Here is a 25976-nt window from a genome sequence, read left to right on the forward strand (position 1 = left end):
TTTCTTAAAGTTTACAAAATACCTTAATTAGTTATAAAGATGGATTTTAAAAAATATAAATTATTAATCTTTAAGAGACCTTAGGGTCTCTTTTTTTGTTTTTAATGGCACACGGATTTATTGGATGAAATAGATTTTCTCACAGAAAACACGGAAAACGCAGAAATTTTCGTTTTTGTTTTCTTAAGGATGGAAAAGCGGTTAGAAAATCATTAAAAACGAATTAGAAACGTTTAAATTCACTTTCATTGAATAAGGCTTCAATTAACATTGCCTTTTGTTTTTTCTTCCTAAAAAAAGCTCTAAAAAAGCCATTTTTGATTGTTTTTGATAATAGAAATTAAAAATCAATAGAAAATAGTAATAATAGAAAAAGTCACAGTAATTTGTGGCTTTTATAGTTTTTATTTATAAAGTTCTATCGCTGTGTCATTTCGACGATAGGAGACTCGAGCGATAGCGAACAGACAATGCAAATCACATAAAGTTGATAAACGATTTTTAATTTACGATATGTGATTTCTCCTATCGTCGAAATGACACACTCGCTGAAAAAATTTTTACTCCTTCGCTTCCACTTTTGCCCAAGTATCTCTCAAACCAACGGTTTTATTAAAAACCAATTTTTCTGCAGAAGAATCTTTATCCACACAAAAATAACCCAATCGTTGAAACTGAAATTTATACTCCGGTTGAGCAGATTTTAAACTTGGTTCAACATATCCGGTTATTACTTCTAATGAATTAGGGTTGATGTATTCTTTAAAATCAACTTCTTTGTCACCATCCGGATTTTCGTGCGTAAATAATCGGTCATAAATGCGAACTTCTGCTTCTATTGCATGTGGAACAGAAACCCAATGAATGGTTCCTTTTACTTTGCGTTGACTGGCTTCTGTACCACTACCCGACTTAGAATCAACATCATACGAAGCATGAATTTCGGTGATATTTCCCTCAGCATCTTTGATAACATTTTCACCTTTGATGATGTAGGCATTTTTTAAACGCACTTCTGTTCCCAACGTTAATCGGAAAAATTTCTTATTGGCTTCTTCTTGAAAATCTTCTCTTTCGATGTATAATTCTTTTGAAAAAGGCACTTTTCTATACGTCAAAATCTCTTCTTCCGGATTATTTTCGGCTTCCAACCATTCTTCTTGGCTATCCGGATAATTGGTAATTACTAGCTTAACCGGATTTAAAACCGCCATCACACGAGGAGCAGTTTTATTCAAATCTTCGCGAACACAGAATTCTAAAAGCGAAACATCAATTAAATTGGTTCGTTTGGCAATACCAATCGTTTTGGCAAAATTCCGAATGGAAGCAGGGGTATAACCTCTTCTCCTCATACCGGAAATCGTACTCATGCGTGGATCATCCCATGCTGTAACGTGAACTTCTTGAACCAATTGCAACAATTTTCGTTTACTTACTACCGTATGCGAAAGATTTCTTCTGGCAAATTCTCTTTGTTTCGGACGGACTTTTGATGAGTCATATATTTGATCTAAAAACCAATCATATAATTCTCTGTGTGGCAAAAATTCTAATGTACAAAGTGAATGTGAAATACCTTCTATATAATCACTTTCTCCATGAGCCCAATCATACATTGGATAAATACACCATGTGTCTCCTGTTCTATGGTGATGTTTATGCAAAATTCGATACATAATCGGATCACGCATCAACATATTTGTAGAAGCCATATCGATTTTAGCCCGTAAAACATGTGTTCCTCCCGGAAATTCTCCGTTTTTCATACGTTCAAAAAGGTCAAGATTCTCTTCAACCGAACGATTTCTAAATGGACTATTTGTTCCTACTTGCGTCGGTGTACCTTTTTGTTTTGCCATTTCTTCAGAAGATTGGCTGTCGATATAGGCTTTGTCTTTTTTAATAAACTCGACAGCCCAATGGTATAATTCCTGAAAATAATCGGACGCAAAACGTTCTTCATCCCACTGAAATCCAAGCCATTGCACATCACGTTTGATGGCATCAACAAATTCCTGTTCTTCTTTGGCGGGATTGGTATCATCAAAACGCAAATTCACGGGCGATTGATATTCAATTCCTAATCCGAAATTTAAACAAATAGCACTGGCATGACCCACATGAAGGTAGCCATTTGGTTCCGGTGGAAAGCGAAAACGAAGCTTTCCTTTCGGAAAACCATTTTTTAAATCTTCTTCGATTATTTGTTCAATGAAATTGAGTGACTTTTCTTCTGACATAACCAATAAATGAGCGACAAAAATATGAAAAAAATAGCTTTCTGCGGAAAATGATTTGTTGAACTCGAGTAATTTCTAATGTTGTTGTAATAAAATTAAACATTGCCGAAAATTTTTTCACTCTCTCCCAAAGGTATTTTGTGTAAATAGGGTTAGAGTTAAACACCATCTTCAAACACAATTGAGGTTGCGGTAATCATGACCCATGGAATTAGTTAAAAAATACCGATCCTATTCCGGCAATGCTAGTTTACTCTATACCAAAAATGCATTTACTAATTCATCAACTGGAAATCATTCAGCAACAGTTCTTAATGAGGATACTTGTTCGAAAATAAATAGATTTACATTTCAAAATATATTCTGATTGCTTTGGCTTTTGCTTAAACGTATTAAAATCAGTTGACAACATCAAAATTCGGAGGTAGCGGAAATTACACCTACTATCTAAACGGAGTAAACTATGGAAACAATAATATTTTCCAAATTGATGCAACCGGAATCTAAATGGAGGTTGTAAAAGATGAAAACAGTTGTGCGCAAGTTATAGGTTGCGGTTTTATCAAATAAAAATCTAAGTGTTTTTGGTGCTATTCAACCTGTTCAACTTCTTAATTATCAAGTGTTTTTATGGATTATAAATGGAAAAATTCTTCCAACAGTAATTTTAATCTGGCGCCTTCTATATTGTTTCACTATTTAGAAAGTTATAAAAGATACTCTACCAACTTGACTTTGAAGCTACGTTTTTATAACTTTGATTATTATTATTATTATTGGGCAGGGATATCTTATCGTTTTTTGAATGACCAATTGTTAGAACCTTTAAATATAGGTCCGAAGTTAGGTTTAAAAAGAAGCAATTTTTATTTTGCTTATTCCTATCAGGTTACGTTGAACAAATTGATTAATTATAATTCAGGAACACACATGATTACAATTGGATTAGATGTATTCCAAGGAATCAGCAATTGTCCTTTTACCTATTAAAAACATAAAATTATGGGCACTATTCGGTTACAAAACATTCGCACCTTTTCTTTTCATGGTTGTTTGCTTGAGGAAAGCAAAATTGGCTCTGATTATTCAATTGATTTAGAAGTAAAAACCGATATGCGAAAATCAGCTATCTCTGATAATTTACATGACACGGTAGATTATGTTTTATTAAACCGAATTGTATTGGAAGAAATGGCCATTCGTTCGAAATTATTGGAACATGTAGCTCATCGAATTATTTCGAGAATTTTTAAAGAGATTCCTTCTATAGCTCGGGTTATGATTGAGGTATCAAAACTCAATCCACCCATTGGTGGTGATGTGGAAGCAGTTACCATTCAAATGGAGGAATATAGAAGTTGATTTTGTTTTAGTTTTCAAGTTTCAGGTTACTTTTTATAAAAGTTTTTTGACTTTAAACTTTTTAACTTTAAACTTTTTATTTACATTTGCCGTCCATACATTAGGCGTTGTGGCCGAGCGGCTAGGCACCGGTCTGCAAAACCGTCTACCCCGGTTCGAATCCGGGCGATGCCTCTGAAACCTTCAAGGAAACTTGGAGGTTTTTTTATGCTAAATTTTTAGAAAAAATTAATTAAAGATAGTGCAAAACCGTCTACCCCGGTTCGAATCCGGGCGATGCCTCTGAAACCTTCAAGGAAACTTGGAGGTTTTTTTATGCTAAATTTTTAGAAAAAATTAATTAAAGACGATGCAAAACAGTCTACCTCGGTTCTCCTGATAGCTATCGGGAGGTCGATGCCTCTGAAAGAGTTACTGAAAAGTAGCTCTTTTTTTGTTGTAAATTTTTAGAAAAAATTAATTAAAGATAGTGCAAAACCGTCTACCCCGGTTCGAATCCGGGCGATGCCTCTGAAAGAATTACCAATTTGGTAGCTTTTTTTTGTTGTAAATTTTTAAAAAAAATTAATTAAAGATAATGCAAAACCGTCTACCCCGGTTCGAATCAGTTCCGAATCTTCGGAAGATGCCTCTGAAAGAGTTACTTAAAAGTAGCTCTTTTTTTGTAAAAAATTAATGTGATATTCTAACGTGAATCTCTCCAGCACTTTGAAAACTGCCGAATAAGCCTTCAGTATAGTTTATATTATGAATTTTAAACTCAAAGTTGTTTTTTAATTTTTTAAGCTGATTGAATGTTCCTTCGTCAATTTTGTTTCCAGCTATCTCTAAATTCATAGTATTATCAAATTTAATACTAAAACTCGATACTTTCATCTTCTGTTCAATTATAAAATCTTCAAAATAAACAGAAATTTCAGCATTTTGTAATTCTGATATTTGCATGATAACAATACAGTCTTTGCAATTTCTTTCATTTATTCTTCCTTGAACTTTTCCTATATTTAATATCCTAAAAACATGCTCTTCAACTACTTTTGAATCATCATCTAAAATAATTTCCAACGTAACAACCATTTCATTTCCAGCTCCAGGAACAATATAATATTTTCCATTTTCTTTTTTTACACCTAATCCAGAAATGGTATATGATTTTGCATGGGGTACGGCAATTTCAATTGGATTTCTAACGCCACGGTATACTACATTCATTTCCGTAGCAGCAATTAGTCCTAAATTGCTTTTTTTAGCAACCAAAGTGTCTTGAGCAAAACCAAAAAAATATGTAGTAAATAAAAGAGTAAAGAATGTAAATTTCATTTGAACTTATTTAATAATCAAACGTATAAAAAATATAAATATTTCAAACTTAAATCTACTTATACTCCTGTTTCTCAATACCATCCAACGTATTAATCAGCTCCTTGTTTTTAGGAAGCCAACCTTGAATCATTAAAAGCAAACCGGAAACCATTAATACAATACTGATTAACTTTTTGATTTTGATAATGTTGTGGGGGTTCAAATAGGCACGTAGTTTTTTGGCTAAGACGATTTTAAAAAGGTCGGTTACGAAGTAACTAAGCAAAACAGATGCAAAAAAAACAATCATTCGGTTTTGTTCCATGTCCAGTTTTGGACCAATAGTGATAATGATAGCCAACCAAAATGCGAGTACGCCAATATTGATAAAATTCAATAAAAACCCTTTGGCAAAAAGTCCGAAATAATCTTTACGGATAATTTCTACAGCCACTTCGTCTACCGGTAATTTGGATGTTTTACGAAGTTTAAAAAAAGAAATAACACCGTACGTCAGCATCAAAATTCCACCAAAAACAAATAAAGCGGGTTGGTCTTTTATACTGGTAATTAAGCGATAACTACTAAAATAGGCGATGGTAATAAAAACAACATCTCCCAGTAAAACACCTAAATCAAAAGTCACAGCGGCCCGAAAACCTTTGGTAATACTGGTTTCCAATAAAACAAAAAAAACGGGTCCAATCATAAATGACAGAAAGAAACCCAAAGGAACAGCCGCTAAAATATCATCAATCATAAAAGTCTTTATAGTTGTTTTGACCGGACGTCGAGTAAAACAAATATAACTTAAATTTTATAAATTGATAAACTATCGCTTCACTTCTGTAATAGTTCCGCCAATTACGACTTTCTGATTAATTTGTTTTGGACTGCCGTGAATAAAGATATCACCACCGGCACTGACTTTTGCATCGACAAAATCGGTTGCAAAAATGGTAGCACTTCCACCAGCTTTTAAGTTGACGGTAGTTTGTTTACTGATAAACTTTTCTGCATCAAGTTCAGCTCCGGATGTTAAAACAGCATCTAGATTATCAGTAGTTCCGGTAACTTTTATTTTACCACCGGAATTGATTTTTAAAGTTGTCTTTTGCACTTCCAAAGCGATTCGTATTTCCGCTCCTTCCTTGGCATTCAAACTAAAATTAACGGTCTTAATTGGTGTTTCAGCAATTATATACGAACCTTCGCTGGCTTCTACAGTTTCGAGTTTTTGGTAGTAAACAGTTGCTTCAATTTCTTCGCCTTGTAGTAATTTTTGCAGCGGCATTTTTATTTTTAATTCGCCGTTTTTATTGATTACTTCTACTTCCGAAGCTCTGGATCCTTTGATTTCCACTTTACTTTCCGTACCTGGAATTAATTGAACAGATATCTGATCAAAAACTTTTACCGATGTAAAATCTCCCGGTTTTTTGGTTACGGTTTGAGCAAAAAGGGAAGAAGTAGTTAAAATAAAAAGTAAGATGATTTTTTTCATGATGAGATGATTTTGATAATTGATGAATTTAAATAAAACATCAAAATAAAATATATAGTTGTTTATTTACTAGATCAATTCAACTTCAAAAAGAAGTTCTTTTACTCTTGCTCCTCTAAATCCATTTGGGTATAAATAGAAAACAACATTTTTACAATTATTTATATTTAAGTAATGTATTATTTCTTCAACAGAAAACTTAACTAAATATTCATTTTCTATAATATCTGAACCTACAATATATTTTTCTTCACATTCTACCGTAAAAGAACCAATACAATCGTGACATTTTGTATCAGTGTAATATTTTATAGAAATAGTATCACCAACTTTGAAATCACTTCTTTTTAGAACTAATTTTTCTTTGTTATTGTATTGATTATATTCTTTAAGTTTCTTATTGTTATAATAAACATGCCAAGTATTAATTGTATCCGCTTTTGACTGAATATTTATTGATATTAAAAATGAAATTAAAAAGAAATACTTCATAAATAAAGTTGAATTAAAAAGCTACAAATTAAAAAACCTTACAGGATAATTAATAAGCCATTACTAATTTTTTAAAAATTTATCTATTAATCATACTAATAACAAACCATAACACTAAAAGAACAACTAAAATAAGACCAATAATATTTACAATCTTCCTGTTTTTTATATACTTTCTTAAAAATAAATCAATTAATAAACCAATAATTCCTATAATAGATAGTCCAATAAAAGCTAGAAATTTGTAATTACTAGAATCATTTATTAAAAAGTAAAGAATTATTAAAAATATAAACCATAAAATGGAAGCTGTTGTTAAAACTGTTGGGAATTTAATTTTTTTCATTCAACATTAAAAGATATTTTAATACCTACAAGCTTCTATAAATCTAGCAGGAAAACTGCCAACTAAAAACTGCCAACTGACCACTTATTCATTCCTTCTAATAAAATGAAAATCCAATTGCTTCTTCACTAAGTCGGCATTTTTAACTTTAACGTAAACTTCGTCACCTAATTGTAAAATACTCTTAGAAACTTCACCTACTAAGGCATATTGTTTTTCATCAAATACATAATAATCTTCTTTTATTTCTCGAATACGCACCATTCCTTCACATTTGTTTTCGATGATTTCTACGTAAATTCCCCATTCGGTTACACCTGAAATAACCCCTATAAACTCTTGATCTTTATGGTCTTGCATGTATTTTACCTGCATGTATTTGATACTGTCGCGTTCCGCTTGTGCTGCCAAATTCTCCATTTCAGAGGAATGACCACATTTTTCTTCAAAAATATCCGCATCGGCTGATTTTCCTCCATCTAAATAAAACTGCAACAAACGATGCACCATCACATCCGGATACCGACGAATAGGCGAGGTAAAATGCGAATAGTAATCAAAAGCCAATCCGTAATGACCAATATTTTCAGTAGAATAAACCGCTTTACTCATACTTCGTATAGTCAATGTATCTACTAAATTTTGTTCTTTTTTACCATTCACATCATTCAATAACGTATTTAATGACTTGGAAATATCTTGTTTTGATTTGAAATTAATACTGTATCCAAACTTCGAAATAACCGTTTGTAAATTGATTAATTTATCTTCATTGGGTTCATCATGAATGCGATACACAAATGTTTTCTTTTGCTTACCTATAAATTCAGCCACTTTTCTGTTGGCTAATAACATGAATTCTTCAATCAAATGATTGGCATCTTTTGAAACTTTAAAGAAAACACCCACCGGTTCTGCTTCTTCATTCAAATTGAATTTTACTTCTACTTTATCAAAAGAAATCGCACCATTTGCCATTCGTTTTTGACGAAGAATTTTAGCTAATTCATCTAATTTCAATGTTGCTTCAACAACAGGTTGTGGCGTATGATACTCTTTTCCGGTTAAGGAAATTTCAGCCGGAATAATGGCATTTTTAGTTTCAATAATGTGTTGAGCTTCTTCATAGGAAAAACGTTGATCGGAATAAATCACTGTTCTTCCAAACCATTGATTGACCACTTCTGTTTTAGGAGTTATTTCAAAAATTGCAGAAAAGGTAAATTTATCCTCGTGCGGATTCAGCGAACACGCGTCGTTACTTAAAACCTCAGGAAGCATAGGAACAACACGATCGACTAAATAAACCGATGTAGCTCGTTTATAGGCTTCGTCATCTAAAATAGTTCCTTCTTGCAAATAATGAGATACATCGGCAATGTGAATGCCTATTTCAAAATTTCCATTGTCTAATTTTTCAAATGATAAAGCATCATCAAAATCTTTTGCATCTCGTGGGTCAATTGTAAACGTTAATGTTTTTCGCATATCGCGACGTTTAGCAATTTCTTCTTCGGTAATAGACGTATCAATTTTATTTGCATACGCTTCTACTTCAATAGGAAAATCATAAGGTAAACCATATTCTGCCAAAATAGCGTGTATTTCTGTATTGTGTTCACCTGGTTTTCCTAAAACTTTAATCACTGATCCAAACGGACTATCCGCTTTTGTTGGCCAATCTTCCATTTTCACTAACACTACATCTCCGTGTTCAGCGTCTCCCATTTTATTTTTAGGAATAAAAATATCGGTATACATTTTTGCATTGGCTGTTGTAACAAAAGCAAAATTCTTTTGTACATCAATCACACCCACAAACTCCGTTTTGGCACGTTCTAAAATCTCTAAAACTTCTGCTTCAGGTCTGCGAGAACTTCTACGATTGTAGATATACGCCTTTACTTTATCATTATCCAATGCATGATTTAAATTAATAAAAGGCACAAATACATCCTCGTCCAATTCATCGCAAACAAAATAACCGGTTTTACGGGAAGTCATATCAATAGTTCCTTCGTAATATTCAGATTTTGAAACCATTTGATATTTACCAACTTCAACTTCATGAATCTTATCTTGAGATTTTAATATTTTTAAATCTCTAATAATTTCATTTCTGCTTTTAGTATCACTAAGTTCTAAAATTGCTGCTATTTGTTTATAATTGAATGACTTACTGGTCTCTTTAGACAGAATTTTAAATATCTGTGTTGTAAAATCTTTATTCTTGTTTGCTAATTTTTTTGGTTTCTTACTCATAATTCTTTTCTAATAAAGTTGAAAATTACGAATAAGATAGGAGAAAATAGAATTTGAATTAGAGATTTATTGAAAATATAACTTTTGTATCTTTATTAAAATTTTAAAGATGAAAGAATTTATAACCGTTGCAATTTTTAATTTACCCACAGAAATTGCTGTTTTAAAATCTATTTTAGAAAACGAAGGAATTCAATACTTTTTTGAAAATGAAACCATTGTTTCCATAGATCCGTTTGCCAGTATTGCATATGGCGGTATTAAATTGAAAGTACATGCGGAAGATGCTGCTTTTGTAAAAGAGATTATTGATAATTTAGATAGTCATTTGCGGGTTGTGGAATAGATGTTTCTCACAGAAAGCAAGGAAAACATAGAAATATCCTTTCTAATTTCTAAATTCTAAATTTGAAAGAACACAGATTTAAGAAATAGAAAAAATAAATCCTTCAAGACTTGAAACCTTAAACTTGAAACTTCTTCCATCTAAAACTCACATAGTTTTCAACATTTATTAAATACAATAAAAATAAAAATTAAATTAATTTAAAATTTATGATACTTATTATAGCGTGTTCATTTGTACAATAACTTTATACATTATACTTTACATTAAAAGTTGTTGTAAGTTATACAGACTTATTAACAGGCTTTAAAAAGGTTAAAATCCTTAAAATGAAGATTTTTTTTGTTTTTATTAACCGTTGTTAACATGCAATTCTTACTTCATTTTATTCATAACTTTATTGTTAAAATATGTTGAAAACTGAGTTTAAAAAGTTGATAATTTTAAAGTAAAAAATCATAACTAATCTTGATTTTTTCATTCCTTTTTTTCATTAGAAAAATTTTCTTTACTTCCTCAAAAAAGTTCTAAAATTCTATCTTAATTTATCAACACAGTATGTTAATTTAATGTTACCTCAGTATCAAGCAATTATGAAATACTGTTAACAAAAGAACTATTTAATGTTTATTTTATGATAAAGATAAGATTATCAGTTATTTAGTAATTTTTTTTTTTGCCGCTGATTCGCTGATTTTATATTGTAAAATTTAAAAATCAGCGAATCAGCGGCTCTTTTTATCCTTTTAATTTCCATACTGCCCGAAAAGTTGCTTTAATAAATAGCCATTTCGGCAAGGACATCATTACTTTTAAATCAGAAAATAGAGTGCCTTCTTCATTTAAAAATGTGAAGATTTCTTGCACTGAATTTTTTTCAAAAAGTGTTCCAAAAAGTTGAGCACCTAATTCGTTATTTTGGTGTAAAACTTCCAACAAAATTAAGTCATAGAACCAATAGCGGTTTTTTTGATGGAATTTGGTTAAGTTTTGACTAGTTTTTAGAAAATCAACCAATTTTTCAGATTGTTTTGTACTGTTGAAAAAAGTAAAACCTGTACTAGCTTTTGTCCAACCACCAGCTGTTCCGATAAATAAAATACGTTCAGAATTTTGTTTGTGAAAAGCAAAACACGTCATTGGTATATTTCCGGCTTCTTTTTCTACAATTTCATAATCGGTGATTCCCCGATTTAGAAGATACTGTTCTATGGCTTTTTCGTATTCTTTTTTTTCCAATAAATCTTCAGAAAACAGCGTATATTCAAACAAGGCTTCTTTTTTTGAAGTTGGCAGAACATACATAAAGCGGGTATTTCCGTTTTGTACAATCGTAAAATCCATGAATTTCACTTCTGAATCATCAAAAATTTCTTCTTTTGTTTTGATAAACCAGCCGATGAAATGTTGTTTTAAATACGGATACTTGGTTTGATTGAGAATTGTATTAACATCGAAAAAACTGTTCAATAGTAAATTACAAGAGTACGTTTGATTTTTTCCTAGAACTTCAACTGAATTTTCAATTGTTTTCCAACTTAAAATTTTATCTTTTTCAAAAGTAAAATTAGATTTTGATGAAATAGTGTCGAATGCCAGTTTGTAAAAATCACTACTTCGAATCATTTTGTACAAATACGGATGCATATCAAACGATTGTTGAAAATCTTTATTTCCTACGAATGCTTTTTCCCAAGTTTTGGATAGGATGGAGTCGAATTCACCATAGGGTTTTTCCCAAAAACACCAAGTTCGGTCGTTTTGATTTTTGATTTCTTTATCAATGAGAAGAATTGATTTGTCATCAAACCAAGAATCATTCGCCATCCTATAAGCGGTGAGCAAACCTGATAAACCGGAACCGAGGATGATGTAGTTGTATTTTTTCATTGCTGTTTTTTTGCCGCTGATTCGTTGATTATTAATTTACTTATAAAACAGGAATCAGCTGCATCTTTAAAATCTATTCTTAAAATTCTTAAAATCCTCATTCAATCCCTTAAAATCCAAAACGCCTTTTCTGTTTTTCAAATGATCCAAAATAACAAACGTTTTTTCAATCCGTAGGTGTGAACTTTTGTATTTGTTTACCACATGAATTAGCGTTCGTTGTTTTCCGGGTGTGAGTTGATGAAAGAGTTCACTTCCTTCGGGGTCGCTGAAAAAAACTTCTTGCATTTCCTCGGAAAGGGGCATTCCGTATTTACTTTCGTCTTTCACTAATACTACTTCAATTTCGTCGTTTAAAAGTAAATTCAGTTTTTTACAGACTTCTCTATTCAATAAAATGTAATGAAAAGTCACTTTTGGAAGCATCGCACAATGAAAAGAATACTCGTTTTTTAACGTGCAAATAAAACGTTTGTCTTTAGCTTCAGTATGTAATTGTTGAAAAACGGACTCCGGGATTGGGATATGTAATTCCCAATACAAAGCTTTGTCATCAAAGGAGCAAATCTGTCCGTTAAATTTCATACCGAGCTCATTGAATTTGATTATTTTTGTAAAGATAAAAATAACAACTTAACGATAGTATGAAAATATCCATTGGAAACGACCATGCAGGTCCGGATTACAAAAAAGCAATTGTAGCATTTTTAGAGAAAAATGGTCACCAAGTATTTAATCACGGAACAGATATGGAAGACAGTGTCGATTACCCTGATTTTGGACATCCCGTTGCAACGGATGTGGAAACAGGAAAGGCAGATTTGGGAATTGTAATATGCGGCAGTGGAAACGGCATTGCCATGACGGTTAACAAACACCAAGGTATCAGAGCTGCTTTATGTTGGACCAAAGAACTAGCAGGTTTAGCAAAATTACATAATGATGCTAATATTATCAGTATTCCGGCACGATTTACTTCCATTCCGCAAGCAGTGGAAATGGTGGATACTTTTTTGAAAACAGAATTTGAGGGAGGAAGGCATCAGAATCGAGTGAATAAAATAAGTTGTTCATAACGATTTAAACCATTAAGGAATTAAGGTTCATTAAATTATGTTCTTAATTTTTCTTAGGGGTTTAAAATATTATTACTTTAAAACTAATGAATGGTATAATTTATAAAAATTGGGCCTTTAGATTTTTTGTTTATTTTTTTATTATAAATGTTATTCTGTTTTTTACAACAGTTTACTACACTAATTTATATGTGGATAATTATAGTGGAGGAAAATCATTTAATTATTTGATTATAAATATTTTAAACATTATTTTTTTTATTGGAGTAATTGTATTTTTAATAGCAAGTTTTATAAGGAAAGAAAAAAGAGATTTTAAATTTTATATTCCTCTTTTTGGAATATTTTTAATTTACTTACTGATTATTTTATTAGAATATTTTTTTAAGCATTAATTTTTCAAATAAAATTTTTTCCTTATTGAACCTCATTTCCTTAATGGTTAAAAAAAAATAAAACCAAATGTCCACCAACCCTAGAATTCACAAACACAACGTAAAAGGAAATAATTTAATTTATTCCATTTTACTCAACACCCTTATTACAATTGCTCAGGTGATTGGTGGAATTGTATCGGGAAGTTTGGCATTGATATCAGATGCGTTGCACAATTTTTCGGATGTATTATCACTTATATTTAGTTTAGTAGCTCACAAATTATCTCGTCGTAAAGCATCCGTTAATCAGACCTTCGGATTCAAAAGAGCCGAATTGATTGCTGCGTTTATAAATGCATCCACTTTGATTGTCGTTGCGTTTATATTGATCTACCATGCCATGATCAAAATCATGAAGCCAGAGCCTATAGATTCTAACTTAGTAATTTGGTTGGCTCTTTTAGGAATTGCAGTTAATGGTTTTTCTGTTTTATTACTTCGTAAAGATGCCGCTCACAATTTAAATATGAAATCGGCTTATTTGCATTTGTTTACAGATATGATGGCATCTGTTGCTGTTTTAACCGGAGGAATATTGATGAAGTATTACCAAATTTATTGGGTAGATAGTGTATTAACGATGCTCATTGCTATTTACTTAATTGTGGTAGGTATTGATTTGTTTTTAAAATCTACCAAAATGCTAATGCTGTTTACGCCTGAATACATTGACATTAAAGACATTGTTCGCGAAGTTCATCAAATTAAAGGAGTAGGGAAGTTACACCACATTCATGTTTGGCATTTGAATGAAGAAGAATTGCATTTGGAAGCTCATTTAGATTGTGCTGCTGACATTAAAATGAGTGAATTCAACGATTTATTACATGAAATTGAAGAAGTACTTTATGAAAAATTCAATATCAACCACGTGAATATTCAACCGGAATTTCAAAAAGTGGATCCAAAAGATTTTATTGTACAGGATTGATTTTATGTTAATTTAGTCAGTCTAATGACTCAGATTAGCTAAATTCAGTCAGTTAATTGATGGATTTTTCATTTTTTTTGCATTTACATGATAAAATTTCAACAAAAAAATCACTTAGAATTTATATCGTAATGACCAACATACAGTTTATACAAAACCAACTCAATGTACCCGTTAAAGGAATTGAAAACACCATAAATTTGCTTTCCGAAGACTGCACCATTCCCTTTATTTCCCGTTATCGCAAAGACCAAACCGGCAATTTAGATGAAGTGCAAATTGAACAAATATTTAAACTCAATAAACAATTTGAAGAGATTGTCAAACGAAAAGAATCGATTTTAAAATCGATTGACGAGCAAGGACAATTGACAACGGAATTAAAAGCAAAAATTGAAATCAGTTTCGACTTACAGGAAATAGAAGATTATTATTTACCCTATAAAAAGAAGAAAAAAACCAAAGCCGATACCGCTCGCGAAAAAGGATTAGAGCCGTTGGCTAAAATCATCATGGCTCAAAATAGTGATGATATCGAGTTTATTGCTTCTAAGTATTTGAATGACAAAGTAGCCAATGAAGACGAAGCCTTGCAAGGAGCTCGCGACATCATTGCCGAATGGATCAATGAAAATAGTTTTATGCGTAAAAATCTGCGTCGTTTGTTTCAACGAAAAGCCATTGTTTCAACGAAAGTGGTGAAAAGCAAAAAAGATGATGAAAATGCTCAAAAATTCAATCAATATTTTGATTGGGCGGAACCACTTTCTAAAGCACCTTCGCACCGGCTGCTGGCGATGCTTCGTGCAGAAGCCGAAGGTTTTGTAAAAATGAATGTCGAAATTGATCCCGAAGGTTCGGGAGCAGAAGCTCTGGAATTCATTGAAAATAATACTATTAAAAACAATAAAGAAACGGCACATCAACTAAAACTAGCCATCAAAGACAGTTACAAGCGATTGTTAGAACCTGCTATTTCCAATGAAACACTACAAGAATTTAAAATGAAAGCCGACGCGAAAGCGATTGATGTTTTTGCTCAAAATTTAAGTCAGTTATTGCTTGCTCCTCCTTTGGGAGAAAAGCGAATTTTGGCTATTGATCCAGGTTATCGTTCGGGTTGCAAAGTGGTTTGTTTGGATGAGAAAGGAGATTTGTTATACAATGAAACGATTTATCCGCATCCACCACAAAATGAACATGCGATGGCAATGAAAAAAATCCGTTCGATGGTTAATGCATACAATATTGAAGCGATATCTATTGGAAACGGAACAGCCAGTCGTGAAACAGAAATTTTCCTTAAAAAAATTGCCTTCGACAAACCAGTTCAAGTATTTGTAGTTTCAGAAGCCGGTGCATCCGTTTATTCCGCATCAAAAATTGCTCGAGATGAATTTCCAAATTATGATGTGACGGTTCGGGGCTCGGTTTCCATCGGAAGACGACTTTCCGATCCGTTGTCGGAGTTGGTAAAAATTGATGCAAAATCCATCGGTGTCGGACAATACCAGCACGATGTAGATCAAACGAAGTTGAAAGAAGAGTTGGACTCAGTGGTGGTTCGATGTGTAAATTCTGTGGGAGTAAATTTAAATACCGCTAGTAAATCCTTATTGAGTTATGTTTCGGGCATTGGTGAAAAAATGGCTGAAAATATTGTTGCTTACCGGCAAGAAAACGGTCCATTCGAAGATCGAAAGCAATTGAAAAAAGTCCCCCGTTTAGGCGAAAAAGCCTATCAACAAGCAGCCGCATTTATTCGCATACAAAACGGAAAAAATCCATTAGACAATTCAGCTGTTCATCCGGAAGCCTATGCTATTGTTGAAAAAATGGCGAAAGAGTTGAAAATTTCGTTAACTGATTTAATTGGAAATAAAGAGAAAATTGCTTTGATAAAATCTGAAAATTACACCAATGAAACCATCGGAATTTTAGGAATCAAAGACATTTTAAAAGAACTCGAAAAACCCGGATTAGACCCAAGAAAATCAGCAAAGGTTTTTGAATTTGACCCAAATGTCAAAAAAATGTCCGATTTAAGAACGGGCATGATTTTGCCTGGAATTGTCAACAACATTACTGCTTTTGGTTGTTTTGTAGATATTGGATTAAAAGAAAGCGGCTTGGTTCATATTTCACAATTGAAAGCCGGATTTGTTTCGGATGTGAATGAAGTCGTGAAGTTGCATCAACATGTGCAAGTAAAAGTAGTTGAGGTGGATGAAGTGAGGAAAAGGATTCAGTTGACGATGGTAATATAATTTTCGTATTTTTGTTAAATAGAGTTATAATAATGGAAATTAAAAATTTAAATAGAGAAAGTCAACTGTATTTCATTTCGTTAGATTTGGGAAGCGTAGGTTGTTTCAAGGAGGCTCAAAAGTTAGATTTGTCTGATAGTAAGGGGAAGTATTCACCTTGGACAATTATACTTGGAGATAATGGATCAGGTAAAACAACATTATTGAAAGTGATTGCAAATTCATTTATATTCAATGAGTTTAAGAACAATCAAAAATTTTATAGCCAAAAGCAACCTTTAACTATTATAACTAATCCTAATGGAATTTATAATAGTAAGAGTTTTGTTCGTTACAGATTAAATAATGATACAAATAAAAAAGATTATTTTATATCAATTAACTCTGATAAGGACGGATCTAATGTAAAAGAATTGACTTTTGACGCAGATTTGAATAACTTATTACTTTTTTCTTATGGTGCTTCTAGACGGATGAGTAAAAACCCAAGTTTTTCAAGTAACTCCTTTAATCAAGATAAACTTTCATCTCTATTTGATGAAAGTGTTGAATTAATAAACGTAGAAGAATGGTATTTGCAAAAGTATTTAGCTGTTCAAACCTCCGATATTGAAATTAAAAATCAATTAGTAAATCAATTAGAAATTATTAAAAATATTTTAATCGATTTTCTTCCTGATGTTTTTGATTTAAGAATAAAAGAAGTCAAAAATTTAAATGATAAATCTTCATTAGAAGTTAAAATTAATACTAAAGATTGGATTAATCTAAGAGATTTAAGCTTTGGTTATCAAACCATAACAGCTTTATTAGTAGATATAGCATCAAAAATGATGGAAGAATATCCAGAAAAAGACAACCCATTAGAACAACCTGTAATTATTTTGATTGATGAAATAGATTTGCATTTACACCCTAAATGGCAACGAACAGTTATTAATAAATTATCTCATCATTTTCCAAAAGCACAGTTTATTGTTACTGCTCACAGTCCATTAATTGTTCAAGCAGCTCAGGATAGAAATGCAAACATTGTAGTTTGTAGAAAAGAAGGAGATAAAGTTGTTATTGATAATAATCCGGAGAGTGTTAAAGGTTGGAGAATTGACCAAATTTTAACTTCTGATTTATTTGAAGTAGAAAGCCCAAGATCTAAAGAAACTCAAAAGGCTGTTGATGATTATATCAAATTAAAAGGCAAGAAAAACCTAGCTAAATCTGATTTAGAAAAATTAGAATCACTATCTCCTTTGGTTCAGGAAGTTTATGGACAAAAAAAGGAGGAAACAGAATTAGATATTAAACTAAAGAAGTTTGCAGAAAAATATTTAAAATGATAAAAGTAACTAGAACAGCAAAGCCAAATGTTTTAGTTCAGAATTCTTTAAATTGGACTGAACAGTATTTATTAGCAAAAGAAGTTTATAATCAATCAAATACATTAGCAAACAAAAGAGCAATAGGCACAGCTGAAAAACGCTATAATCATAAAGACGTAAAATCGGCTTTAAAGAAGATGTTTAATAAAAAATGTGCTTTTTGCGAAAGTCGTATCACACATGTTGATTACGGTCAGATTGAACACTTCAAGCCTAAATCTAAGTATCCTGAACTATGTTTTGAATGGAATAATTTTTTATTATCATGTTCTATTTGTAATGGAAAAGCCAATAAAGGAGATAAATTTCCTTTGGAAAATGAAGATGGACCTTTTATTCATCCAGTTGATGAGAATCCTCAAGATTTTTTTAAATTTGAATATGATGATTTAACTCAAACTTTTCTACTTTTCCCGGTTAATCAAAGAGCAGAAACTACTATCAAGATATTGGGTTTAAAAAGAGAGGATTTGGTTGAAAATAGAACTATTGAATTAAAAAAAATTCTATTTTTTTTGAAGGATTTAATTGGGGAAAATTTTGACAAACAAAAATTTAATGATTTTGAAAAAATGTTTTCTGAAAAGGATCAATACTTTGCTTTTATTTCAGCTTTGATTCAAAAAATTAGAAGTAATATTTAATACTACACTATTTTAAATTTTTTCATGAAAATAATGAAGTGGTGAAATTGCATCAACATGTGCAAGTAAAAGTGGTTGAAGTGGATGAAGTGAGGAAACGTATTCAGTTGACGATGGTGTTGTAAGAGTTTATTAAATAGGAAAAAATAAAAAAATGACTTTAAAAGATTTTGAAAGCCAAATAGATTCAAAAATACAACAAATAGGAAAAGAGTATTTTCAAGATGGGAATGTTGAATTTATAGAAGAAATAAAAAAAAATATTTGGGCGGCAGATGTTATTGGAACAGATGATTATCAAATCGAAATCCAATTAGGAAGTAAAGGCGAAATAAAAAAACATGAATGTAATTGTCCCTATGATTACGGAGCAATTTGTAAACATGTTGTGGCTGTTTTGTATGCTATTATCGAGCAAAAAACCATCAATATAACATCACAAAAAACAACAAATAGCAAGAAAGTAACTTTTGATAAAATGCTTCAAATGATTACTTTGCAAGAACATCAAGACTTTATAAAGCACTATTCCGTAATCAATAAAAATTTTAAAGATGAATTTGAGTTGTATTTTGCTGAAAAAAATCCATCGTTTAATGTAGAAAAAAAATATTCAGTATTAATAAAAAAAACTATCCGAAGCCATACTTCAAGAGGGTTTATTGATTATCATGCTTCTAATAAACTAGGCAAGGAATTACAAAAATACGTTGATAGTTCGGATCAATTTTTTAGCAAAAAAAATTATCGTGATGCTTTTGTTTTGTGTAAAGTTCTAATTCGAGAAATATGTCCTGTTTTTGATTATTGCGACGATAGTAATGGGTATGTTGCCGAATGTGCAGATCAAGCTATAGATAGTTTGTCTGAATTAACTAGGGTTAATGTTTCCATAGAATTTAAAGAACAAATAGCTAAATTTATAAAAGAGGAACTTCAAAATTCTATTTATTTCAATTATGGTAATTTTGGATATAACCTAACCGCTCAATATGCTGATATTTCGATAGCTATTCATAAAACAAATGATTTTATGGAGTTTATTAATGATAAAATTGAGCGATCTAAGAATAATGATTATGACAAGAAGTTTTTTATTCAGCAGAAAATACTTTTTCTAAAGGAACTAGGTCAAGAAGAACAAGTGCAACAACTTGTTCAACAAAATTTAGAAGTATCTGAGATTAGAACGATAGAAATAAATAGGCTTATTGAACAAAAAGAATATGGACAGGCAAAAATACTTTTAGCAGAAGGTATAAAAATTGCAGAAAAAAAGAACCATTCCGGAACAGTAGCTCAATGGGAAAGAGAGTTATTGAGGATTGCTGTTTTAGAAAATGATATTGTATTAATACGCTTTTTTTCTAAGAAATTTGCATTATATAATGGATTGAGTTTGCCTTATTATAATCAATGGAAAAACACTTTTTCAACAGAAGAATGGAAAGAAATAATTGAAAAAGAAATAGATGCAATTATTGATAAAGTCAATCAAGCAAGTAAAAAATATGTGTTGTATGATTTTAGAAGACTTAATTCTACTTTATTATATAATTTAGCACCCATTTATGTTCAAGAAAATTATCTTGACCGACTTTTTGAACTCGTTCAGAAAGAACAAAATCTCGACAATATATTAACCTATTTCTCTAATCTAAAAAATCAATATTCTATTGAAATAATAGAACTACTTGTTCCTTTATTCGAAAAGCAAGGAGAGCGTTCTGAGGGAAGAAGCCAATATAAATACTTAGCCCAAAAGATGCAATTTATAATAAATGATTTACCTGAATCTAAAGAAAAAATTCTTGCAGTAGCTCAAAAGTTGAAGGCCAAATATCCTCGTCGTCCAGCAATGATTGAAGAACTTGAAAAGTTGTTTTAGGTTTATATGATGAAATTAAATGTTTTTCCAACATGAATGAAGTCGTGAAATTGCATCAACACGTGCAAGTAAAAGTGGTTGAGGTGGATGAGGTTAGAAAAAGAATTCAGTTGACGATGGTGTTATAAAAACAATTAACTTTGTTACTATGAACAAACCCATTACTATAGCCGATTTTTCGCAACATCTTTTTTGGGATGTTGATTTGGATGGATTTGATTTCAATCAACACAAAAACTTTTTTATCCAAAGAGTTTTAGAATACGGAAAAATGAAGGATTGGAAATTAATCAAAGAATTTTATGGAATGGAAGCCATAAAGAAAGCCGCTTTAAACGCAAGGTCTTTAGATGCCGTCACACTTTCATTTGTTTCAACAATTTTTCAAATAGACAAAACCGAATTTAGATGCTACAAACACAGACAGTTGTTCCCGAACTTATGGAACTCTTAAGAAAACTCATGAAAGTTGAAGAATTCTCTAATTTTTATCTTGTCGGTGGCACATCTTTATCCTTGCAAATAGGTCATAGAAATTCAATTGATATTGATTTATTTGGTAATCAAAACATCGATTCGGATTTATTTATATCAATTTTGATTGATTTTGGGAAGACAGAAGTTTCAAAAAGTTCAAAAAACATTTTAATAACGGATGTGTCAGGAATTAAAGTAGATTTTGTTAATTATCAGTACAAACTTTTAGATGAGCCCATTGAAATTGAAGGAATTCGAATGGTATCCAAGAAGGATATTGCAGCCATGAAATTAAACGCTATTGCCGGAAGGGGCTCAAAAAAGGATTTTATTGATTTGTACTATTTATTAGATGAATTTTCCCTGAAAGAAATGGTAGATTTTTATTCGCAAAAATATTTTGACGGGTCAGAATTTATGGTTGTAAAAAGTCTTTCTTATTTTGAAGAAGCAAATGAACAACCACAACCTCAAATGATGAAAAGTTCGTTCAACTGGGAAACTTGTAAACAGAAAATCAGTAACGAAGTCATCAAACTTCAATAAAAAATTCCAAATCCCAATCGTATTAATTGGAATTTGGAATTTTTTTATTGGAATTTTCTAAAAAATTATTCCTTTTTTTCTTCTTCTTTTTTTGAATCAGCCGGTTGATCATCTTTAGCGGCATTTTTAAATTCTTTAATACCGCTACCCAAACCTTTCATTAATTCCGGAATTTTTTTACCTCCAAAAAGCAATAAAACAACAACGATAATTAATCCTATTTGCCAAGGACCTATCATTCCTAAAAATATAGCTAATGCATTCATAGTTTACATATTTGAAAGGACAAATGTAAAAAAAATTACGTGACTTATTTCTATTTCAAGTATTTCTTAACTTAAAAGTTAGTTAAAGTGAATGGTTTATTATTTAAAACAAGAAAAACACCACTTTTTAAAGACAGTTTAATTCCTATATTTGTATATTAAAATTGAATTATGTCTGAAAAACGGCTCAAAAGACAACGACTCAAGAAGCAATTGTTTACCAAGAATAGGTTGGTGATTTTAAATGAGGAAACCTTCGAAGAGATTTTTTCATTAAAACTCAACTTGATGAATGTTTTTGTTGTGCTTACTATTTCTTCTATTTTGTTAATCTCAATCACAACTTATATAATTGCGTTTACACCATTACGTGAATTTATTCCGGGATATGCTTCCAATAAACTAAAAAAAGATGCTACTATTTTAACGGTTAAATCAGATTCTTTGGCTATTGAAGTGAAGAAAAATGAAATGTACATAAATTCTATTAAAAAGATTTTAACAGGCGATTTGGAATATGCAAAATTTAATAAAGACTCTATATTGGCTCAAGAAAATCCGGAGAATTCAAAAGCAGATTTAAGTCCTTCAGAGGATGAAAAAAAACTCAGGGAACAAGTTGCTTTAGAAGACAAGTATAACCTTTTTGAAAAAGCTCAATCGAAAGTAAATTTAGTTTTATTTCCACCGGTAAGAGGCCACATTACTGAGAAATACAGTTCGGTTAATAAGCATTTTGCAGTTGACATTGCAGTTGCTAAAGACACACCCATTAAGTCAGTTGCCAATGGGAGTGTTGTTTTTGCAGATTGGACACCCTCCACAGGAAATGTGATAATTATTAAACATCGATATGGTTTACTATCTGTTTACAAACACGCGGCATCATTAACAAAAACACAAGGAGATGTGGTTAGAACGGGAGAAGTTATTGCACTTGCCGGGTCAACCGGAAAAGAATCAACCGGAATTCACTTGCATTTTGAATTATGGAAAGACGGTTTTACCATTGACCCCTCTCAATTTATAGATTTCGAATAATTATGCGAATTAAAGTTTTAGCGGCTAAACTTCTAGCCAGAAAAGCACACAAAGATACCCAAAAATGGGCATCAAAACCGGAAGAGATACAGCAAAAGGTTTTTAAAAGTTTGATTAAACAAGCTTCAGGAACTTTGTTTGGCAATGATCACCATTTTACGGACATTAAAACGCATAATGATTTTGTCAAATATGTTCCGGTGAGAGATTATGAGGCATTGAAATCGTATGTTGATTTAGTAGTTGAAGGGAAAGAGAATATTTTATGGAAAGGAAAACCAGTTTATTTTGCTAAAACCTCCGGCACTACCTCCGGAGCAAAATATATTCCGCTAACGAAAGAATCTATCCCGTTCCATATTCAGGCAGCCCGAAATGCTATTTTGAGTTATATTCACGAAACCGGTAAAGCAGATTTTGTTAAGGGGAAAATGATTTTCCTTCAAGGGAGCCCAATATTAGAAGAAAAAAACGGAATAAAATTAGGCCGACTTTCAGGAATTGTCGCTCATTATGTGCCAAAATACCTTTTTAAAAACAGAATGCCTTCCAGGGAAACCAATTGTATCGAAGATTGGGAAACCAAGGTGAATGCAATAGTAGAAGAAACTTTTCATGAAAACATGACTGTTATTTCAGGTATTCCGGCTTGGGTGCAGATGTATTTTGAAAAACTACAACAAAAAGGAAATAAGAAAGTAGGAGAAATTTTTAAAAACTTTAATCTCTTTATCTACGGCGGAGTCAATTTTGAACCTTATCGGGCCAAGTTTGAAAACTTAATAGGCAGAAAGGTAGACTCGATTGAATTATTTCCTGCTTCGGAAGGATTTTTCGCTTACCAAGATTCTCAGAAGGAAATAGGCATGTTATTACTTTTAAATTCAGGAATTTACTATGAATTTATTAAACCAGATGATTTTTTTACTGAAAATCCAAAAAGGCTCACCATTGGCGAAGTAGAATTAGGGGTGAATTATGCTTTAATCATTTCCACTAACGCGGGTCTTTGGGCTTATAATATTGGAGATACGGTTCAGTTTACCTGTTTAAAACCTTACAGGGTAATTGTTTCTGGACGAATTAAACATTTTATTTCAGCATTTGGTGAACACGTAATTGGTAAAGAAGTAGAATGTGCCTTAAAAGAAGCGATGGAAGGATCAACAATTCGTGTAAATGAATTTACGGTTGCCCCTCAAATTACTCCTAAAGAGGGCTTGCCTTTTCATGAATGGTTAATTGAATTTGACCCCGAAGCTTCGGGAGAGCCGGAAGATATGGATGCTTTTGCATTGAAAATTGATATCGCCATGCGGAAACAAAATGTATATTATGATGATTTGATTGTAGGTAAGGTTTTACGTAGCTTAGTTGTTACAAAAGTGAACAAAAACGGATTTCAGAATTATATGAAAACCATGGGTAAATTAGGAGGTCAAAATAAGCTTCCAAGACTAAGTAATGATAGAAAAATAGCAGATGCACTCAACCAAAATAAAAAAACCTAAATTTGCAAAAAATAAAAGTATACAAATTGATTTTTATTTGCAATTTGAAATACTTAATACCTTATAAATGAAAGAAATAAAAAACATTTCCCGTTCCCGAGCTCAAGAATCATCTTCAGCCATTGAACGATTATATATCACGATGCGTCACTTGTTTAATCGTGGCTTTTATAAACCGATGGGAATTTCAGGAGAAACTTTACGGGAAGCTTTATTACAATTACGTCCTGAAATTTATGGGTCCATTGCTGAAGAAAAAGTAGAATTAAATGGATTATTATACGTTATCGAACGCCTTCCGGTTGGAATTGAAGAATGCCGTTACATCAATTTAACTTCCGACGAAGGGTATTCTAAATCGCATTTTACTGCAATTGTTCCCCCTAAACGAAGAAGAAATTGTTACCGAATTGACGAAGAGCAGATGAACGTTGAAATCACACGCGGACGCTCTGATATTTATGATATTCTAACGCATTTGACTTTTATTTTCATCGAATCACATAAAATTAAAGATCGTGTATTATTAGATGAAAATCAACACGAAGTAACACGAGATTGGCAAAAAGTGGAACAGTATGTTTTGCAACCCAAAAAATTATCACAAATTGATAAAGAAAAGGCAATATCTCACGCATCGAATGTGTTAGGAAGAAGCTTTTCAGAGGTATTAGCCATTTATGATTCATTTGGAACTACTGAAAAACCAGATCGTTTTTTACACATCATCTATTGGTTGGGAAAATTAGCGATAGAAGAAATTGTTGAAAACAATAAACGAACGATTACATTCAGTCCAATTTTAAGAGAACGATTAGGACATCATATTCATGGAGAAATTTGGGCCACTCAAATTAAGGATGTTTTAAAGAAAAATGATTTATTAGGAAGACCTATTCATATCATTAGTGCCAATATGCATAGTGTGATGAACTCCATTTTTGCAACGAATGTGTTAAAAACAAAATTCAAGGATAAACCGGATTTCTATATTTATGAAGAATTAAGTAAATCCGGAGCCAATGATTTGAGAAATAAAGTTGAAGAAGTGGCTTTAAAATCAGGAGTGATATCAGTTTTAGACGAATCCGGAACAAATATAGATGTACAAATTTTTGATACAGCTAAAATAGATTTTTCAAAAACTTCTTTTTCAAAAGCTAAAGCAGGAGACCAAAAACCGGTTTTAATTGTAATGGACTATGCTTTTGGAGAACAAGCTTATGAAACCATAGACGAATTATTAAAACCATACAAAGAAGGAAAAAGCAAAGTAACCTTTTTAAATGTTGAATCAGTTTCCATAATGGGTAAAGCCGGAATTTTACAAGGAGGAAAAGGTGATATTATGATTCCATCGGCACATATCAACGAAGGTACGGGTGATAATTATCCTTTTGAAAATGAATTGACTGTTTCTATGTTTAATGGAAATGATATTCCCGTTTTTGCGGGACCTATGGTGACCGTATTAGGAACATCGCTACAAAATAAAGATTTATTGAAATTTTTCCATGAATCAACTTGGGGTGTTATTGGTCTTGAAATGGAAGGAGCTTATTATCAAAAAGCAATTCAATCAGCGTCCAAGATTAGAAAAAGCATACCACAAGAAGTAAAAGTGCGTTATGCGTATTATGCATCAGATAATCCCTTAGAAACAGGTAGCACATTAGCATCAGGAGGATTAGGCACAACCGGTGTAAAACCAACCTATTTAATTACGATTAAAATACTAGAACAAATTTTTAATTCAAAATAAAAAT

At 31.6% G+C, this 25976-nt stretch carries 23 protein-coding genes, 1 tRNA gene and 2 pseudogenes; 17 read left to right on the forward strand and 9 right to left on the reverse strand.

Annotated features, from left to right (window positions below):
- Positions 1 to 560: 560 nt before the first annotated feature.
- The gene (locus tag ACIQ2Z_RS00195) at positions 561 to 2243 is read right to left on the reverse strand and encodes a glutamine--tRNA ligase/YqeY domain fusion protein (protein ID WP_396182164.1); all 1683 of its coding nucleotides are present in this window, start codon (positions 2241 to 2243) and stop codon (positions 561 to 563) included.
- 630 nt (positions 2244 to 2873) lie between these two features.
- On the opposite strand from ACIQ2Z_RS00195, the gene ACIQ2Z_RS00200 reads away from it, so the two are divergent.
- The 3 genes from ACIQ2Z_RS00200 to ACIQ2Z_RS00210 all read left to right on the forward strand — a co-directional run bounded on the left by ACIQ2Z_RS00200 (position 2874) and on the right by ACIQ2Z_RS00210 (position 3779).
- Positions 2874 to 3233: a type IX secretion system membrane protein PorP/SprF gene (locus tag ACIQ2Z_RS00200; RefSeq protein WP_396182165.1), complete on the forward strand. Its 360-nt coding sequence runs from the start codon at positions 2874 to 2876 to the stop codon at positions 3231 to 3233.
- Between the two features lie 12 nt (positions 3234 to 3245).
- On the forward strand, positions 3246 to 3605 hold the full coding sequence (gene folB / locus ACIQ2Z_RS00205; protein ID WP_396182166.1) for a dihydroneopterin aldolase: 360 nt from the start codon (positions 3246 to 3248) through the stop codon (positions 3603 to 3605).
- A gap of 103 nt (positions 3606 to 3708) precedes the next feature.
- Positions 3709 to 3779: transfer RNA gene (locus ACIQ2Z_RS00210), tRNA-Cys, on the forward strand.
- Between the two features lie 498 nt (positions 3780 to 4277).
- Here ACIQ2Z_RS00210 and ACIQ2Z_RS00215 read toward each other — a convergent pair.
- The 5 genes from ACIQ2Z_RS00215 to rnr form a co-directional block, all read right to left on the reverse strand.
- Positions 4278 to 4925, reverse strand: coding sequence for a hypothetical protein (locus ACIQ2Z_RS00215; RefSeq protein ID WP_396182167.1), 648 nt, complete (start codon positions 4923 to 4925; stop codon positions 4278 to 4280).
- A gap of 55 nt (positions 4926 to 4980) precedes the next feature.
- Complete coding sequence (locus ACIQ2Z_RS00220) at positions 4981 to 5667, reverse strand: LysE family translocator (protein WP_396182168.1); 687 nt, start codon at positions 5665 to 5667, stop codon at positions 4981 to 4983.
- Between the two features lie 72 nt (positions 5668 to 5739).
- A complete protein-coding gene (locus tag ACIQ2Z_RS00225) occupies positions 5740 to 6411 on the reverse strand; it encodes a head GIN domain-containing protein (RefSeq protein WP_396182169.1) in 672 nt (223 codons plus the stop codon).
- Positions 6412 to 6480: 69 nt separating this feature from the next.
- Positions 6481 to 6903, reverse strand: coding sequence for a hypothetical protein (locus ACIQ2Z_RS00230; protein WP_396182170.1), 423 nt, complete (start codon positions 6901 to 6903; stop codon positions 6481 to 6483).
- A 430-nt stretch (positions 6904 to 7333) separates the two neighbouring features.
- The gene (rnr, locus tag ACIQ2Z_RS00235) at positions 7334 to 9511 is read right to left on the reverse strand and encodes a ribonuclease R (RefSeq protein ID WP_396182171.1); all 2178 of its coding nucleotides are present in this window, start codon (positions 9509 to 9511) and stop codon (positions 7334 to 7336) included.
- A gap of 109 nt (positions 9512 to 9620) precedes the next feature.
- On the opposite strand from rnr, the gene ACIQ2Z_RS00240 reads away from it, so the two are divergent.
- A complete protein-coding gene (locus ACIQ2Z_RS00240; RefSeq protein ID WP_396182172.1) occupies positions 9621 to 9857 on the forward strand; it encodes a DUF2007 domain-containing protein in 237 nt (78 codons plus the stop codon).
- 738 nt (positions 9858 to 10595) lie between these two features.
- On the opposite strand, the gene ACIQ2Z_RS00245 is transcribed toward ACIQ2Z_RS00240, so the two are convergent.
- Both ACIQ2Z_RS00245 and ACIQ2Z_RS00250 read right to left on the reverse strand, forming a co-directional pair.
- Positions 10596 to 11747, reverse strand: a complete 1152-nt coding sequence (locus ACIQ2Z_RS00245; RefSeq protein ID WP_396182173.1) for a lycopene cyclase family protein — start codon at positions 11745 to 11747, stop codon at positions 10596 to 10598.
- Between the two features lie 66 nt (positions 11748 to 11813).
- Positions 11814 to 12332: a hypothetical protein gene (locus ACIQ2Z_RS00250; protein WP_396182174.1), complete on the reverse strand. Its 519-nt coding sequence runs from the start codon at positions 12330 to 12332 to the stop codon at positions 11814 to 11816.
- A 59-nt stretch (positions 12333 to 12391) separates the two neighbouring features.
- On the opposite strand from ACIQ2Z_RS00250, the gene rpiB reads away from it, so the two are divergent.
- The 10 genes and pseudogenes from rpiB (at position 12392) to ACIQ2Z_RS00300 (ending at position 21392) form a co-directional block, all read left to right on the forward strand.
- Positions 12392 to 12823 carry a ribose 5-phosphate isomerase B gene (rpiB, locus tag ACIQ2Z_RS00255; RefSeq protein ID WP_396182175.1) on the forward strand — a complete coding sequence of 144 codons (432 nt, stop codon included), beginning with the start codon at positions 12392 to 12394 and terminating at the stop codon, positions 12821 to 12823.
- Between the two features lie 462 nt (positions 12824 to 13285).
- Positions 13286 to 14191 (forward strand): cation diffusion facilitator family transporter, encoded by a 906-nt coding sequence (locus tag ACIQ2Z_RS00260; RefSeq protein ID WP_396182176.1) that lies wholly within the window; start codon positions 13286 to 13288, stop codon positions 14189 to 14191.
- A 131-nt stretch (positions 14192 to 14322) separates the two neighbouring features.
- Positions 14323 to 16458, forward strand: coding sequence for a Tex family protein (locus ACIQ2Z_RS00265; protein WP_396182177.1), 2136 nt, complete (start codon positions 14323 to 14325; stop codon positions 16456 to 16458).
- Positions 16459 to 16490: 32 nt separating this feature from the next.
- Positions 16491 to 17795, forward strand: coding sequence for an AAA family ATPase (locus tag ACIQ2Z_RS00270; RefSeq protein WP_396182178.1), 1305 nt, complete (start codon positions 16491 to 16493; stop codon positions 17793 to 17795).
- Positions 17792 to 18481: a retron system putative HNH endonuclease gene (locus tag ACIQ2Z_RS00275; RefSeq protein ID WP_396182179.1), complete on the forward strand. Its 690-nt coding sequence runs from the start codon at positions 17792 to 17794 to the stop codon at positions 18479 to 18481. The genes ACIQ2Z_RS00270 and ACIQ2Z_RS00275 overlap by 4 nt, the downstream gene beginning before the upstream one ends.
- A 17-nt stretch (positions 18482 to 18498) precedes the next feature.
- A pseudogene (locus ACIQ2Z_RS00280) lies at positions 18499 to 18606 on the forward strand (S1 RNA-binding domain-containing protein); the annotation flags it as partial.
- Between the two features lie 29 nt (positions 18607 to 18635).
- Positions 18636 to 20369, forward strand: a complete 1734-nt coding sequence (locus tag ACIQ2Z_RS00285; RefSeq protein WP_396182180.1) for an SWIM zinc finger domain-containing protein — start codon at positions 18636 to 18638, stop codon at positions 20367 to 20369.
- Positions 20370 to 20395: 26 nt separating this feature from the next.
- Positions 20396 to 20497 (forward strand): annotated as a pseudogene (locus tag ACIQ2Z_RS00290) (S1 RNA-binding domain-containing protein); the annotation flags it as partial.
- Positions 20498 to 20517: 20 nt separating this feature from the next.
- Positions 20518 to 20823: a DUF6922 domain-containing protein gene (locus ACIQ2Z_RS00295; protein ID WP_396182181.1), complete on the forward strand. Its 306-nt coding sequence runs from the start codon at positions 20518 to 20520 to the stop codon at positions 20821 to 20823.
- Complete coding sequence (locus ACIQ2Z_RS00300) at positions 20778 to 21392, forward strand: nucleotidyl transferase AbiEii/AbiGii toxin family protein (protein WP_396182182.1); 615 nt, start codon at positions 20778 to 20780, stop codon at positions 21390 to 21392. The genes ACIQ2Z_RS00295 and ACIQ2Z_RS00300 overlap by 46 nt, the downstream gene beginning before the upstream one ends.
- A 65-nt stretch (positions 21393 to 21457) precedes the next feature.
- On the opposite strand, the gene ACIQ2Z_RS00305 is transcribed toward ACIQ2Z_RS00300, so the two are convergent.
- Entirely contained in the window at positions 21458 to 21658 is a 201-nt protein-coding gene (locus ACIQ2Z_RS00305) for a twin-arginine translocase TatA/TatE family subunit (RefSeq protein WP_396182183.1), read from the reverse strand.
- A 171-nt stretch (positions 21659 to 21829) separates the two neighbouring features.
- Here ACIQ2Z_RS00305 and ACIQ2Z_RS00310 point away from each other — a divergent pair, with 171 nt between their 5' ends.
- From ACIQ2Z_RS00310 to ACIQ2Z_RS00320, 3 genes are all read left to right on the forward strand, one after another.
- The gene (locus ACIQ2Z_RS00310) at positions 21830 to 22699 is read left to right on the forward strand and encodes a M23 family metallopeptidase (protein ID WP_396182184.1); all 870 of its coding nucleotides are present in this window, start codon (positions 21830 to 21832) and stop codon (positions 22697 to 22699) included.
- A 2-nt stretch (positions 22700 to 22701) separates the two neighbouring features.
- Positions 22702 to 24210: a GH3 auxin-responsive promoter family protein gene (locus tag ACIQ2Z_RS00315; protein ID WP_396182185.1), complete on the forward strand. Its 1509-nt coding sequence runs from the start codon at positions 22702 to 22704 to the stop codon at positions 24208 to 24210.
- A 67-nt stretch (positions 24211 to 24277) separates the two neighbouring features.
- Complete coding sequence (locus ACIQ2Z_RS00320) at positions 24278 to 25972, forward strand: DUF6909 family protein (RefSeq protein ID WP_396182186.1); 1695 nt, start codon at positions 24278 to 24280, stop codon at positions 25970 to 25972.
- The last annotated feature ends 4 nt before the right edge of the window (positions 25973 to 25976 follow it).

Source organism: Flavobacterium sp., assembly GCF_044361015.1.
GTDB lineage: Bacteria > Bacteroidota > Bacteroidia > Flavobacteriales > Flavobacteriaceae > Flavobacterium.